Source organism: Bacillus cereus group sp. RP29, from assembly GCF_040459765.1.
Taxonomy (GTDB): domain Bacteria; phylum Bacillota; class Bacilli; order Bacillales; family Bacillaceae_G; genus Bacillus_A; species Bacillus_A paranthracis.
In genome coordinates this window covers 162,820-179,231 of record NZ_JARVHN010000002.1, presented here as the reverse complement: position 1 = coordinate 179,231, position 16,412 = coordinate 162,820, and the positions used below count along the sequence as shown (strand labels likewise).

Below are 16,412 nucleotides of genomic sequence, written 5' to 3'. Positions count from 1 at the left end.
ATTCTATTTTCCTCTTTGAGATTATTTAATTACTTTTGTAATGCTCTTAGTTCAGTACCTGAGGTAGAAATTTACTTCAAGTTGTTCGCTATTCTTTTTAATTCAACTATATAAGGGATTCACAATTAATCCAGTTTCTCGAATTAATTGTGCCACGGGTTTATTGTTCTCTAGAATATACTTTACTGTTTCTTTTTTATGTTGCATTATGACATTTTCCATTTGCTTTTTCCATATAAACACCACATTATTGTTATATTTTTTAGTAAAACAATATAGGGCTGCCTTTTAGTCTAGTATCAAGCCTAAAAGCATGAATTTATTACTATTTAATGTCTGTATATTCTTATAAAATCTAACGAAGGGCAGGTATAAATACTTATGGATCATGTGTTTTTTGAAGAGCTGAGTTTTATTATATGTAACATGAAAAAGTATAAAGATGAATTAAGATCAATCCTTATGGAAGTCAGCACGATTGAAAGTGCTGAGTATGAAATTAGTTCTAGCATTAATGTTCTGGAGCAAGCAACAAAGGAACTGAAATATATGAAAAGAGATATAGTTGAAAAAGTAGCAATCTTCTATCCAACTAACTCTATTCTATATTCTTATATTTTATATGCAATTATTCCAAGCTATTACTGTAAAAATATTTTCTTAAGACCGTCCACATTATCTCATTCTACTACGTTAAAAATTCATAATTTTTTTAATAAATATTCTAATTTGAATGTAAAAATTGAACCTATTGGATATGCAGAATTTAAAAAGAAAACATCTGATGCAGAAGTGGTGGTATTTACAGGTAATTATCATAATAGCCTATCTGTTCAAAAGGACTATCCTGGCGCGCTCTTTCTATTTTTTGGTTCCGGCTTGAATCCTTTTTTCATAGGCGCTGAAGCTGATATCGAATATGCTGCTGGAAAAGCTGTAGAGGCTCGAGTGTTCAATTCTGGTCAGGATTGCATGTGTCCGGATTTATTTTTTATCCACAGAAGTCAAAAAAAAAGGTTCGTCAAATGCTTGTTGCAGCAGTTAAATGAGATGAAAATGTCTGGACGAATGAGTGACAAGGTCAAAAACAGTAATTATAAAGAGCTAGTGCTGCAGGCTGAGATATTTCTTACTGATTATCAAGAAAAAATTGTATATGGAGGCCAAGTGGATATAGATAAGAGTTGGATTGAACCTACTGTTTTGGTTTCCGATATGGATGATATGCCGCGATATGAGGAGCACTTTACCCCGATTTTTAATGTTGTTTCCTATCATGATGCGTCTGAGGTACTCAATTGGCTTATGGATGCAAAACGCTTGGAATCGTCATTTGGTGTATCTGTTTTTGGGAATACAGATTTAATCGGGCCATTAAAAAAACATTATACAGTTGCCCTTAACAAAACACTTTTTGATATGGAATGTGGCCATCAGCCTTTTGGTGGTTATGGTCCAAAGGCAAGTTATGTGAAATACAACGACTGCATGGAAAGCAGGCCAATTTTAATTTCTAAAGAAGTCAACCGAGTATTTAATCAATATATAATGCAGGTTAATTAAAAATTAGGGGGAGTTGTTTTTGTTCACTTCTATATGGGATTTTTATGCATATTTATTAAAAAATTCAAATATTAAAAAGGTCTTTGCTATGGTGGGAGAAGGCGAAGGTCTTCTAGAATCTGCACACTTAGCCAATATGGATGTGTATACATCGAAAGACCAAAGAATTGCAGCAAGTATGGCTATGGGGTATTCTCAAGCCTCAGGTGAACCGGTCGTTTATGCGACAAGCCCGGGTCCAGGACTTGTGAATGGATTAACGGCAGTGTTGGAGTCTTTTTCTGCGTGTGTTCCTCTGATTATCATTTCTGCAGGGACATCGAGAACATCCATTGGAACAGGAGCTTTTCAAGAACTCAACAGTATCGAATTGATGAAAGCTATCACAAAATGGCAGTATAGGGTTGAACACGAAGATCAAGCAGAGTGGGCGCTAAAAAGAGCGGTACATATGGCTATAAATGGAAGGCCTGGACCGGTTTATTTAGAAATACCAAATGATCTGGAGCAACAGCGGTATGAGCAGCCCTCTTCATTGATTCAAAAAGAGCCGATTGCCATGTGCCCAAATCCAAGACAGATAAGCTTGACTGCAGAGATTTTAACGAGATCAAAACGACCGGTGTTTATCGCAGGAGGAGGTTGTCAAAATAATTCTTTGTTAGGCCAATCTCTTTTGACCTTGGCTGAAAAATTTCAGGCCGCCGTGTTTACCACTGCTTCTGGTAGGGGGATTGTGAATGAGCAGCATCCACATGTATTTGGCAATATAGGTCTTTATGCTTTGCCAGAAGCAAAGGAATTATTGAGGGAAGGGGATGTCTTTCTGGCTTTTGGCACGCAACTTGAAGAAACAGCTTTAATGGGATGGAAAGATATTGCAGATGAAAATTTGTTTATACATATCGATTGTGATTACCAAAGTTTGAGAAAGTCCGTTGATGAAGATGTGAGCATCTTAGGTGACGTTTCCTTAACTGTGCAGCAGCTGCTGGAACATGAGGAGAATGAAGGATCAAAGCGACATTCATGGCTAGAGAGACAGAGGCGGGTCAAATATCAGCTCACTAGCGAATGGACTAAATCCGATTTTTCAAAGCACCCTGTCAGAGCTGCTTATCATATATTGTCACAGAATATGGAAGGAAATAACATTTTGGTTCAGGATAACGGACTTCATGATATATGGGGCTATTCCTATCCTATTTTTATTAATCAATTGGGAAGAACTCTTGTACCTGGCGAACAAACTGCCCTTGGTGTGCCAATGGGGGCAAGCATCGGAGCTAAATTAGCTCAGCCTGAATCCACCATTATTACGTTTATTGGAGATGGCTCATTTGAAATGGGAAAAGGGGCATTAGATGCAGCATACGAGCTGGGTTTGGGTATGATTTATATCGTTATTAATAATGGAGGCTATTCGTGGCCGCGATTTAATCAACAAAAAATGAATGTTTCTATTGGATGTGATTTTAGAGAGCATCAATGGGCTCATGCGATTCAATCTCTTCAAGGAGCTTTTTATTCTCCAACTAATGAAGAAGAATTCAAAAATGCTATTTGTGAAGCTAAAGAGCAATGTAAACAGGGGAAACTGTCCTTAATTGAAATATGCATAGACTGGAAAACGGATATTCCATATACAGTACAACAGGAGTATGGGGTGTAGGGCATGATAGGATTAAAAAACAAAGTGAGTGTCGGCCATCAAGATCAAACAGATAAAATTCAATATTTAACAAATAAATTCATCCTCTTAATGAAGGCTAACCATATAGAGTCGAAAGAGGCTGTCGCTCTTTCAATAAGAGATCCGCTGCTATTTTACGCAGCCTATAAAGGGTGTAGTGAACTGGGAATTATTCCAGTCGTGACAGGTGCGATGAAAAATCCTCAAAAAGAGCTTGCGCGGATTCAAGTGCCGCTTTTCTGCTATGAGGCGGATCATGGTTTTTGTGTTGAACGTTATGATGGCATTGAAAAGGCACTTCTTCCAGAAGGAATCGGGGCTATTATCAGAACGACAGGATCGGTTACTGGTATGCCTAAATTTGTCATCTGGTCTAAAAAGGGAATCAAATATCAAAGTGAACAAACAATCACAAGAATGGGCTTTATTGAAAGAGATATTATGTTTGCGGCTGTTCCTTTGTGGGGAGCTTATGGCTTGACTCTGATTAATATCATTGAAACATGCAAAATGAACCTGGTTATTCCAGAACATTTGCGGCCTCGGTATGTTTTGCAATTAATGAAAGAAAGTGGTGCTACTTTGTTTGAGGGAACACCTTCATTCTACAAAATCATGCTTGAGCATTTCAGTAAGGACATGGATGAACGAAAGGCAGTTTCCAACATGCGGAGCTGGGGATGTGGAGGAGAAATCTTACCTGAAACTGTCGCAGAAAAATGGTTTGAACTAATAAAACGTCCTATTCTCGACGGATATGGGCTTTCAGAAGCTGGACCCAATGTGGCGTTGAATGCATGGAATGATTTTTGTATAGGAACGGTGGGAAGGCCACTGGAAGGGACGGAATTAAAACTGAACGAAAAGGGAGAGCTACTTGTTAGGAGCCCTAGCAATATGATGGGCTATTTTGGTCCAAATTCACAGGAAAATCCACTCGATTCTGAAGGATGGCTTAATACTGGAGATTTAGCAGAGATCAATGAGGAAGGTTATGTAAAAATTATAGGCCGGACGAAAAATATTATTGTGATTAAAGAAAAAAATATTAGTCCTGAATATATCGAGAATAAGCTGCGCCACTTTCAAGAAATTCAAGACGTTGTCGTTATTGGTGTTTATAATGAAAACAACGGTGTGCGTCTCGCTGCCATATACATTAGCAAAAACAAAAGTGAAATCAACTCAAAAAATGTAAAATGCTATGCACAAAAGCATTTAGAAAAAGAACAAGTTCCTTTTTATTACAAACAACTGGATGAATTTCCGATGCTGGCAAATGGAAAAATTGACCGGAATGCTTTAAGGGAAATGTGTTTTACAAAACAAGCAAAGGGTGTGATTGAGTGAAGAATGAACCTTCAGTTGTTCTTATTGGTATTGAAGTCGACGTTATAAACGGGGTTCCGAGCTATCAATGGATCACAAAAAATGACATACCAATTGAAAGAGAACCCTTTCAATATCAAAAAAGTAAATTTAACGATGAGACTGTAGAACCGTTATGTGAAGGACTGTATAAAATTATTACTGAATTATCACATCAAGGATTTGTCCATTCTAATGATGATATTGGCCTGTTTGTCAATGTTTCAAATGCGATTTGGCCTGATATTGAACGATACGTAAAAGCTTTGGAAAAAGGAAAAAAGGCTGTTAGGCCTCACATGACGATATCTTTTGAAAATAGTCTTCCAACTGCTCAAGCAGCCATACAACTTGGTCTCAATGGACCCTCTACAACGTTTGCAGATTACTGTGGCAAAATGTATGGAATTGGATTAGCGCATAACGCTTTAGTAGACCGACTGGCCGGTCTAATGTTAGTGGCAGAAATTTATCGAGCACCTGAAACTGACTATGAAAATTTCACCGGTCGGATTACAATTGCCGCTTTAACAAATGCATGCCGTCTTCAAAACTACCAACCTCTGTTTGAAATACGGAACTGGGAATGGGAAAACGAACATGATGAACACTTAAGTTTTAGTGAATGGATTCACCATTGCGTCGAGAGTAATAAAGGACAAGGTGTAAGTCGTTTAACATAAAGGCAGTGGAAGGAGCTGTAAATATGAATAGGATTGGCATTAGTGGAATGGGGCTTGTTTCTCCATTTGGGCTTGGAATGAATTCATTTGAAGAAGGGTTATATTCAGGGGAATGTGCTATGTCGCCTATTACCCGTTTTGATGCAAGTGGTTTTAGGAGTCAAATAGCTGGCCAGGTAAAGGGGAATGTTCTTCATTCTAAGGAAAGTATCGCTAAACAATTTTTATCATTTGCCATGAAAGAGGCTGTAGAAATCGCTGGTTTAAGTGAAAAAAAGATAGAACATCACAGGACGGGATTGATTCTTCCGGTTGTAACAGGGCCGGACAATGACACAATGGAAAATGAAGCTAATGAATGGATCATGGATCCTGAACATCATCTTCCAACTTCTTTATTTCAGACAAGAAACATCATTAGACCGACGTCTGCTTGTGCGTCAATTGGTACAGCACTTTCAATTGGCTACAGCATGATTCGACATGGCCAGTTGGATAGGGTCTTTATCGCACGTGCAGAAGTATTTAATAAGTATGACTTTGCTTCACTTGATATTGTCAGAGCCATAACAAAAACTGAAGCAAAGCCCTTTGATCTCAAGAGAAATGGCATTACGATCGGTGAGGGGGCAGGAGTCATTATATTAGAGTCGGCGGATAGTTTGAAAGAACGTAAACATAAGCCGTTGGCATGGCTTGACGGTGCCAGTTGTGTATTAGGTGGAGAAAAGCAAAATATGATTGAGCTAGATAAGGGAAAGGTAGTCAAATCTATTCAAACAGCGCTCCAACTGGCAGGGGTCAATAAGCCAGATTATATACATGCTCATGCAACTGGAACGCCGCAAGGAGATGTGATCGAATCAGAAGCATTGGTGGAAACCATTGAAGATGGAAGCAGTATACCGGTGAGTTCTCATAAAGGAGCATGTGGGCATTTGTTGCGTTGTTCAGGTTTTTTGGGAACAGCAGCTGCTTTATTGGCCTTGAAGCTGCAATGTATTCCGCCGACAACAGGTTTAGATCAGCTTGATCCGAAAATTACCGCAAATATTATGAAAGAAAAGGCATTTGCGAACATATCTAGCGTGCTTGTCAATAACTTTGGGTTTTGTGGGAATTATGCATCCTATTTGATTCAACACCCTACAATTGAATGGAATGGAAATATCAAGTGAACTATGAAAAATTGTTTATTTAATTAATATAGATAGAGAAAAATAATCTTGGAGTTTACTCGTTGTAAGGGATCTTGTATAGTTAAGCCCCATTTTGGAAATGAAAATTGCAGAAACAATCAAAATGCACTTGTTTTTTGCTTGCTACAATATATACAATTTCTCAAATTATCTAAGCAGGTAATCTTGTCATTTTGAATGGTGGAAGTGGTGAGAAAGCAAGGCGTGTTTGCATTAATAAAAGGAACCTTCATTGTATATGTAGAGAGAAATAAAGAGGAAATAAAATACAAAGAGTTAGAGTTTTTGAAGGGGGAATAACGTTGAATTTTAGCAGTGAGCAATCACTAGCAGATATTGGACGTGCCTTGACAGGGGCTTCGTTTGTCATCGGCGTGTTTATTTGCATCAATTTATTTATTTTATACAGAGTCATTGTACAGGCTCTGAGAAAAGAGCGTTCACTTGTTGTATCGGCAAAGAATAGATTGCTTTTGGGTGTGGCAGTTGTTATATATGGGGCCTTAATTTACGTTCTTCATGAATCTTATAAGTGGCTAAAATATGAGTTTGTCGATTTACAAGCAGTTAGTACACAAATGTCAATTGTATATTGGTTATCGATTGGATTGATAGGTCTGTATATTCTCTACTATACGCTTACTTTATTTTATAAAAAAGAAGGGCAGGAACAGTTTCTGCTAATGATTATCAGTGGGGCTGTAAGTGGGTTGAGCAATACGTTTGTCATATACATCATTAATCAATCGTTAAATACGAAAGACAACTTTACGAATGGTTTATTCTATGCCTTTTTAATTGGGTTGGTTGTTCATATCATTGCAGAACGATACATTCGTACAAGGATTGCTGTAATTACCAATCGAGTAGTTTATGAAAAAAGGGTTAAGCTGATTGATAAAACGTTGCAAATTCCATTTGAACGAATGGAGCGTTTTGAGAAAGGAAAAATCAGTGCTTGTTTAAATAATGATACAGAAAAAATTAGTGAAGGCATGCATTTAGCAGTTACTGGTGCGACCAATTTAATTACTTTGTTTTTCTGTCTAATTTATTTGGGTATGTTGAGCTTTTGGGGCCTTGTTTTGTCTTTGGGCGTTGTTGTGGTCACTATTCTAATCAATCTATTTGTTGCAGGGGAAGCAACTAGACTGTATGAAGAGACAAGGGACATTCAAAATAAGTTTTTTGGTTTTATTAATGACATGTTGGCAGGATTCAAAGAGTTGAAGCTAAATAGAGCAAGAAAACTGGCATTCCAACAAAATTTTGAAGAAGCTTGCAGCGACTATCGTAAAAAGGGAACAAAGGTTGACCTAAAGTTCGCTAACGCTTTTATTATGGAAGACATGATTCTATTGTCGGTTGTTGGATTTGTGGCGTTTCTCTTTCCATTGATTTTCAAAATGCAAGGTGAATTGCTGTACAATTATGTTTTTATTTTCCTTTATATGATTGGCCCTGTCACCTATCTGCTGCATTCTTTTCCGCAAATTATGCAGATTCAAGTAAGCTGGAAACGTATTAATAGTTTAATGGAAGAGGTCGCTGAATTAGAAAAAGAAGACCGTATTTCTGTCGAACCGTCGCCTGAAAAGAAAGTGATTCTCACTTTAAAGGGAGTCCAATTCCAATATAAAGGTACAAGCGGAGAAGATTTTTCAGTTGGACCAATTGATTATGAATTTAAGGCTGGAGAAATTACCTTTATTACTGGAGGGAATGGAAGTGGGAAATCAACCTTTGCTAAGCTTGTTACCGGCCTTTATCCGGCTGATCGAGGAGAAACTCTCATTAACGGCGTTTCTAAAACACCAGAACAAATCCAAGAATACTATTCTGCAATTTTTAGCGACTTTTATCTTTTTGACCGTCTCTATGGTATAGATATTGATGGAAGAGAGCAGGAAATTCAAAGCTTGCTTGAGCTTCTTAGAATTCAGGATAAGGTCACAATCAAAGATGGTGAATTCAGCACGACTAAACTGTCGACAGGTCAAAAGAAGCGTTTGGCTTTGCTAGTTTCATATTTAGAGGATCGACCTATTTGTTTATTTGATGAATGGGCGGCAGATCAAGATCCAGAATATCGCAAATTCTTCTACTACAATTTGCTTCCTATGTTAAGAGATGAAGGGAAGTGTGTCATTGCAATTACACATGACGATCAATACTTCCATAAGGCTGATCATCTTATCAAAATGGAGCAAGGCCAGTTTGTAGAAAATAAGGATATATGAGGAGGTACATGTAGATGAGTCGTTATTTTCCATTAAGTAATGGACAGCTGGGCATTTGGTATGTTGAAAAAATGTATCCTAATACAAGTATTTCAAACAACGGGGCACTTATACAATTGGCTACAGAGCAGCCCCTTCTTTATAATCTAATTTCTATTGCTATAAATGAGTATATAAAACGAACAGACAATATCCGTTTACGTATGATTTCTAGAAAAGAAGGCGAACCAGTTCAGTACGTAGCTGAATATATTGAAAAAGAAATAGAAATTATCGAGTTAAAAGATGCAGGCACTGAAAGTGTAAAAGAGGCTGCACTTGCCCACTTTCAGCAACCTTTACCACTAGAGGACGAGGATCTTTTTGATTTTAAAGTGTTTAAAGAAAGCAGGCATCAGTGCTTTCTTTATGTGAATATTCATCATATTATTTCAGATGCTGTGTCTGTCATGAGTTGCATAGAGAGCATTATTTCCATTTACACTGATTTAGCAAGTGGTGCGGTCATCGATATGGTGAAAAGTCCATCGTTTATCGAGCAAATTGAAGCGGAGCAGACATACGAGAAAAGTCCGCGTTATGAAAAGGATCGTCTTTATTGGGAACAGATTTTCCAAAGTAGGCCAGAATTAACATCTCTTAAGCCTAGCAACGATTATTGCAGCAGTGCGAAAGCAATACGGCTGTCTAAAGCAGTTCCGAAATCTCTTGCGGAAAAGTTGAAAGAATATTCGACTAAGAATCATATTAGTTTATTTAATTTGTTCTTGTCAGGCGTTTTCTTGTATATGTCCAAAATGAGTCAGAAAAAGGATATTGTAATCGGTACAATGTTTTCCAATCGGACAACGCTTCGTGAAAAGGAATTGTTTGGCATGCTTGTTAGCACTGTTCCTTTTCGTGTAGAGGTTAATCCAGCTCTCACTTTTTCTTCATTCGTAAGAAATTTAAATCAGCAGCAGATTAGAACAATGAGGCATCAAAAATATCCATATAATCGTATTTTAAATGATTGGCGAAAAAAGCACAGCACGCATGATTATTTGTATACAACTTCCTTACAATATTTGGAGGTGGATTTCCCTAAGACAGATGGGATTAGATATAATGTTGATTTTTTATATAACGGTTATGAAATCAATGATCTCGCCTTTCATATTGTAAAAAATGGGGAAGACATTGCATTTGAAATCGACTATAGAGTTGATTTATTTGAAGAGACAGAGATCCGCGACATGTTTAATAGAATAATGCTTTTACTTTCTAAAGCATTATTGGCTCCGCAGCAGCAGATTGGAAATTTAGATTTATTAACAGTTACTGATCAATCCTTATATTTTAGGGAGCAAATGGAAATAGTCTGTCATGAACCGGAGGAATATTTCCAACAGATTTTTCAAAGAATTGCAAAAAAAATACCTGAAAAGATAGCGGTTGTTTGTGAGGAGCGCACACTGACGTATAAGGAACTGGATGAGCGGTCGAATCAGCTTGCACGACTCCTTCGACAAAAGGGGATAACACGAGAAAAAACAGTTGCTATTCTTACTAATCGTACAGAAGATATGATCGTTGGATCGATAGCGGTGATGAAAGCAGGTGGAGCTTATGTCCCAATCGATGCCGAATTTCCAGAGCAGAGAATCCAATTTATTCTAAAAGACAGCAGTTCTGTGATTTTGCTGACGGATCAAGTAAATAGAGTAGAACAAGATGCTTCTATTGAATGCATCCACTTTCAAGATGAAGCAATTCAGCAACAGCCGACATCTTCTATTGAAAACCTGACGAAGCCTGAAGATTTATGCTATATCATATATACGTCTGGAACAACAGGCACGCCAAAGGGGGTTATGATTGAACATCGGAATTATCTAAATATGTGGAAAGCCTATAACGAAGCATACGGTTTTCAAGAAATAAAGCCTTGTATCTTACAGATGGCCAGCTTTTCGTTTGATGTCTTTTCTGGGGATATGGCAAGAGCTTTATTGAATCAAGGAACCCTTGTCATTTGTTCGTCAGAAGCAAAGCGTGATTTAGTACGTATTCAAAATTTGATTGAGACACATCAGATTACAATGCTGGAATCAACACCAGCTTTAATTGTTCCTCTTTTAGATGACATGTATGAAAAAGGGATTAAGCATACTTCTCTTGAATTGGTTGTGCTGGGTGCTGATTCTTGTTTGAAAGAAGACTATGAACGTCTCTTAGAACGTTATGGTGAGAGTATACGAATTTTTAATACATATGGTGTCACTGAAGCGACAATTGAATCGAGCATTTATTGTTCTGAGCAGGCATTTGCAGATTATGAGGGTATTACGCCAATCGGTAAACCGTTATCAAATATGTCAATGTACATTTTTAGTGAAAACATGGAGCTTCTTCCACCTCATTATATAGGGGAGTTGTACATTGGTGGAAAAGGCGTCGCCAGAGGCTATTTGAACAATGCAGAGCTGACAGAGGAAAAATTCATCTTAAACCCTTATGATCCCTCTGAAAGGCTGTATAAGACAGGGGATCAAGCGAAAATGCTGCCTGATGGAAATATTCAGTTTCTTGGGCGCAATGACTTTCAAGTCAAAATTAGAGGGCATCGAATTGAAATTGGAGAGATTGAGGCAAAAATGATTCAGCACTCTTTGGTGAGGAGAGCGGTTGTAAAGACTGTTAAACCTAACTCCCATCAAACCGTATTGGCTGCTTACTTTGAATCAGATGAAGTAGATATCACAAATCAAATAAAAGCATTTTTATTTAGAGAGCTGCCGGACTATATGGTCCCGACATATTTTATTCAATTAGACCGATTGCCTTTAACTGAAAACCACAAAGTCAATCGGAGAGAGCTGCCAGAGCCTGAAGTCTTTTTCAAGGAAAAGGAAGAGACAGGTTTGTTTCATAAAGCAGTTGAGGCGAAATTAGCCGAAGTTTGGAAGAAAACGCTAAAGGTAGACAATTTACATGCAACTTCTGATTTTATCCAGCTAGGTTTTCATTCATTGCAAGCATTAAAACTTTTGAATGAGATTGAGAATGAGTTCGGGATTCGACTGACGCTAGGGGATATTTTTTCTAATACACTTTTGTTTGCAATGGCAGATGTCATTGAAGAAAAAATGAAGATAGGCAATTTTGAACAGCTGCTACCTGCTAAGAAGAGTGATTCTTATCCTGTGACAGCTGCGCAAGAAGGGGTATACACAAGATCATTAATTACAGACGCTAATCTGTTTAACATACCTTGTGTATTCCAAATAGATGGGCCACTTGGCGCGGGTGCGCTTATAGATGCAATGCAAAAGTTAGTCAATCGACATGAATCGCTTAGAACCGCTTTTATAAAAGAAGATGGCGTCATTAAGCAGAAAGTTCATACAAACGTTTCCTTGCATGTGGATTATGATGTATACAAGGAATCTGAAATAGAGGAGATTATTTGCGCTTCGCCTCATTCGTTTTCATTGGACAAGCCTCCCTTGATGCAGGCACGGTTGATTAAAATACAATCTCTTCAAAAACATGTTTTATTATTAGACTTTCATCATATTATTTTCGATGGTATGTCTCTCCAAGTATTTATGGAAGAATTGGCATTGATATATCAGGGGAGAACTTTGCCACAATTGGAACTTGGGTACAAAGATTACGCTGTATGGGAGAATCGCCAATTAGAAGCAGATCGGTTTTCTGCACACCGAGATTTTTGGAGGGACATTCTTGTTGACCATACAGAACAGCTCAATTTGCCTGCTGATTTCCCAAGGCCAGATGTGCAATCTTTTGATGGAAAAACATTTGAATTTGAATTAAATATAAATCTACTAAACAAACTAAAAGATTATTCTATGAAGCACGGCCTGACGCTTTATATGAGTCTCTTATCAGTATATTTTGTCTTGTTATCAAAATACACGGGTCAAGATGACTTGATCGTTGGTACGCCTATATCAGGACGCATTCATTCAAATATAGAAAGGATTACAGGATTATTTGTCAACACTCTTCCTATTAGGAAGGTAGTTGGCAGAACAGTTAGTTTCGCTCAATTTTGCCAAGAAGTCAAACGCGATATGCTTGGTATGCTGAATCATCAGCAATACCCTATTGATGAACTAGCCAAGCAACTGAAACTCAATCGTGATCCAAGCAGAAATCCTATTTATCAGACTGTATTTGCTCTACAAGATGTCAAAGAGAGTTATGAGCTGTCTGAAGGTGTCAAAATGTCTATTGTCGATACAGACTATAATACTTCTAAAGTTGATTTAACATTGGAGGCTGCAGTTCTTAATGATTGCCTTGGGTGCCGGTTTGAATATAGTACAAGTTTATTCAGAAAAGAAACTATCGAACAGATGGCAAAACATTTTGAACATCTTATCGAGACGATGGTGGCCGATCCACATCAAATAATCAGTGAAATCGGGTTGCTTTCCCAGGAGGAACAAGAGCTATTGGCCGGTATGAATGATACTTTTGTACCGATACCTTCCTACCAATCTATCTCGGCTCAATTTGAAAAGCAGGCTGAGATGCGTCCGGAGGAAACAGCGGCTGTCTTTAGAGGAAGCTCCATCTCCTACGGAGAATTGAACAGTCGTGCCAATCAGCTAGCACATGCTCTCATTCAACAAGGTGTTGGAACGGATATGTTGGTAGGCATCATGGTTCGCCCATCATTTGATCTACTCATCGGGATGCTGGGAATTTTAAAGGCGGGGGGAGCCTATGTACCAATTGACCCTCAATATCCAGATAGCCGTATTGAGTACATGCTGAAAGATAGCGCGGTCCCTCTTTTACTTACACAGTCGGTGCTGAAAGAAAGAACAGACTCATACTCAGGCAAAGTGATTTATTTGGATGAGGGGATGGAAGGAGAGCGTACAACGAATCCACCTTCAGTGGCAGAAGGGCATCATCTAGCCTATATGATTTATACGTCTGGATCAACTGGGGAGCCGAAAGGCGTCTTGATTGAACAGCACAGTGTACTGAATTTATGGCAATGGTTTGAAAGGACGTATCATGTGGCTCCTGGAGATGCTATTCTTCATATGACCAATTCTGCCTTTGATGTTAGTGTGGAGGAAACGTTGATTCCACTCATGTCGGGAGCTGTTGTTGTTATTGCGGAAAAACAAGTGGTGTTCCAAAAGGAAATGCTAATTGACTTCTTGAATGAGCACAAAGTCCGCATTGCTCAATTCGTTCCGGCAACCTTACGTGCACTTTTAGCTGGACAAACGAAAAAAGCTAAGAATTTAGAAGTGGTCATCTGTGGTGGAGAAAAGTTGGATCCTCAATTGGCTAACCAAATTACATCGCAAGGGTACCACTTATACAATCATTATGGTCCAACCGAAGCGACGGTCGATACACTCGTATGGTCCTGTCCACCGAACAGAGGGGTAATTAAATTGGGAGCGCCCATTGACAATACAAAAGTCTATGTGCTTGATGAAGAAGGAAATCCTGTACCATCAGGCATTCCTGGTGAACTGTATATTGGTGGTGCAGGTATTGCAAGGGGCTATTTGAACCGTCCAGATCAGACGGATTGTGCTTTTGTACCCGATCCATTCGAACAAAACGGGCGCCTTTATAAAACAGGTGACCTTGTCAAATGGCACAGCGATCAGACAATCGAATATCTTGGCAGACTGGACAAACAGGTCAAAATCCGGGGTATGAGGATTGAGCCTGGTGAAATTACAGCGAAGCTGTTGGAGTTGGATGAGATCGAGAATGGCTATGTGATGGCTCATCATGATGAGGAAGGACAAGTAAATCTATGTGCGTATATCGTGTGGAAGAAAGAGAGTGAGCCGCAGAAAATAAGAAGAAAGCTGGCGCAAGCTCTACCAGAATATATGATTCCTGTGCATTTCATGACAATAGATGAGTTGCCTTTAACGCCAAACGGAAAAGTGAGTGAACAGCTGCTTCCAATACCTGAAAAAGAAACAGAAACAGTAGAAGCATATGTGCCGCCTTGTACAGAGATTGAAAAATTGCTCACTGACATTTGGCAGGAGGTGCTTGTTATAGAACGTGTCAGCATAAAAGGAAGCTTTTTTGACTATGGAGGAGATTCGATCAAAGCCATTCAAATTTCTTCTCAATTAAGAAAGTATCGATTGAAACTTGAAACAAAGTATTTATTTACACATGCAACAATACAAGAAGTGGCTATCTATATCGAGCCTTTAAAGAAACAGATTGATCAACGGCAGATATCTGGGGAAATTCTACTTTCTCCTATACAAAATTGGTTTTTTTCAAAAAACTTTGTTAATCCACACCACTATAATCAGGCTGAGACACTCTACAAAGCAGAAGGATTTGACCCTGAAGCGGTTGAATTGGCGTTGGACAAACTCATAGAGCACCATGATGTACTAAGAGCTGTTTTTGTAAAGAATCCGCAACAGATGGTTCAAATCAACCGAAAAGCGTATACAGCTGATTTTTATACATTGGAAGTTATGAACCTTAGAAATAAAAATAACTGGCGAGAGCTTGCAGAAAACCATATTGATAGTATTCAAGGGGAGCTCGATATAGAAAATGGACCTCTTATCAAAGCGAGTATCTTTCAAACCAATAAAGGGGGCCACCTTGTTATAGTTATACATCATCTCATCATAGACGGTGTTTCTTGGGGGATCTTGCTTGAGGATCTAGAAACAGCTTATGAACAAGCTGTTTCTGGAGAAAAAATAAAATTACCTGAGAAAACGAATTCTTATAAAGAATGGACAACAGAATTGTGGAATTACGCCAAAGAGGAAGTAGTAAATGAAAAAGCTTATTGGGAAGATGTTGAAAACAGGCTGGTAGTACCTTCTTCTTTAGCCGTACGTCAATCGATCAATCAAAAGAGATGGTACAGTAAACAGCTTGTTCGGCAACTTAACAAAGAAAAAACGGATTTGCTTTTAAAACAGGCGCATCGGGCATATAACACAGAAATAAACGAAATTCTGTTGGCGGCGTTTGCGTTAGCTATGAAGGAACAATTTGGAATAGAAGAACTACCACTTGATTTAGAAGGGCATGGAAGAGAGACATTTTCGGAAGATGTCGACGTTTCAAGAACGATTGGGTGGTTTACGTCTGTATTTCCAGTTGTACTAGAGGCGGGAAGAGAAGAAAAACTAGGAACCGCAATAAAATCGGTTAAAGACCAGCTTCGCCGTATTCCTCAAAAGGGAATGGGATATGGATTGCTTTATTGTAAGGAACTGCACACTATTGAAGAAAGACCGTCTCCTCCAGTGAGTTTTAACTATTTGGGTCAGTTTGAGTTGCATGAAAATGAGGGCCAATCTTTGCACTTAGGTAATTCAAACAGCTTGGAAAATGAAAGAACACACATGCTTGATTTGAATCTTGCAGTCATAAATGGCGTGTTAGAAATCAATTTGGAATATCATGAGCGTGAGTTTGATAGAAATGAAATCGAACAACTTTTGAATGTTTACACGGAAACACTTGAAAAAATGGTCGATCATTGTATAGATAAGGAAGATGACGGAGAAAAAACGTTAAGTGATTTTGATGATCAACGATTGACGGACGAAGAACTGGATCATATTTATGAGCTGCTTGAAGACATGTAGAGAGAGGTCTTCCTCTCTCTATGATAGAA

Annotated in this window: 7 protein-coding genes; all 7 read left to right on the top strand. The window is 38.4% G+C overall.

Annotation, left to right across the window (positions count from 1 at the left end; all coding sequences use genetic code 11):
• Window positions 1-426: 426 nt before the first annotated feature.
• Window positions 427-1,563, top strand: a complete 1,137-nt coding sequence (locus QCI47_RS29015; RefSeq protein WP_235438297.1) for an aldehyde dehydrogenase family protein — start codon at window positions 427-429, stop codon at window positions 1,561-1,563.
• 19 nt (window positions 1,564-1,582) lie between these two features.
• The gene (locus QCI47_RS29010; RefSeq protein WP_353812041.1) at window positions 1,583-3,235 is read left to right on the top strand and encodes a thiamine pyrophosphate-binding protein; all 1,653 of its coding nucleotides are present in this window, start codon (window positions 1,583-1,585) and stop codon (window positions 3,233-3,235) included.
• A gap of 3 nt (window positions 3,236-3,238) precedes the next feature.
• Window positions 3,239-4,606, top strand: a complete 1,368-nt coding sequence (locus tag QCI47_RS29005) for a class I adenylate-forming enzyme family protein (protein WP_000579674.1) — start codon at window positions 3,239-3,241, stop codon at window positions 4,604-4,606.
• Window positions 4,603-5,307, top strand: a complete 705-nt coding sequence (locus QCI47_RS29000; protein WP_353812040.1) for a hypothetical protein — start codon at window positions 4,603-4,605, stop codon at window positions 5,305-5,307. The genes QCI47_RS29005 and QCI47_RS29000 overlap by 4 nt, the downstream gene beginning before the upstream one ends.
• 23 nt (window positions 5,308-5,330) lie before the next feature.
• The gene (locus QCI47_RS28995; protein WP_001079735.1) at window positions 5,331-6,485 is read left to right on the top strand and encodes a beta-ketoacyl-[acyl-carrier-protein] synthase family protein; all 1,155 of its coding nucleotides are present in this window, start codon (window positions 5,331-5,333) and stop codon (window positions 6,483-6,485) included.
• A 323-nt stretch (window positions 6,486-6,808) separates the two neighbouring features.
• Window positions 6,809-8,746, top strand: coding sequence for a cyclic peptide export ABC transporter (locus tag QCI47_RS28990; RefSeq protein WP_001011810.1), 1,938 nt, complete (start codon window positions 6,809-6,811; stop codon window positions 8,744-8,746).
• Between the two features lie 14 nt (window positions 8,747-8,760).
• Window positions 8,761-16,383, top strand: coding sequence for an amino acid adenylation domain-containing protein (locus QCI47_RS28985; protein WP_353812039.1), 7,623 nt, complete (start codon window positions 8,761-8,763; stop codon window positions 16,381-16,383).
• Window positions 16,384-16,412 lie beyond the last annotated feature (29 nt).

Coding starts and splice junctions, on each gene's coding strand:
- QCI47_RS29005 (WP_000579674.1), top strand. CDS start 3,239: ATGATAGGATTAAAAAACAAAGTGAGTGTCGGCCATCAAGATCAAACA.
- QCI47_RS28985 (WP_353812039.1), top strand. CDS start 8,761: ATGAGTCGTTATTTTCCATTAAGTAATGGACAGCTGGGCATTTGGTAT.
- QCI47_RS29015 (WP_235438297.1), top strand. CDS start 427: ATGAAAAAGTATAAAGATGAATTAAGATCAATCCTTATGGAAGTCAGC.
- QCI47_RS28995 (WP_001079735.1), top strand. CDS start 5,331: ATGAATAGGATTGGCATTAGTGGAATGGGGCTTGTTTCTCCATTTGGG.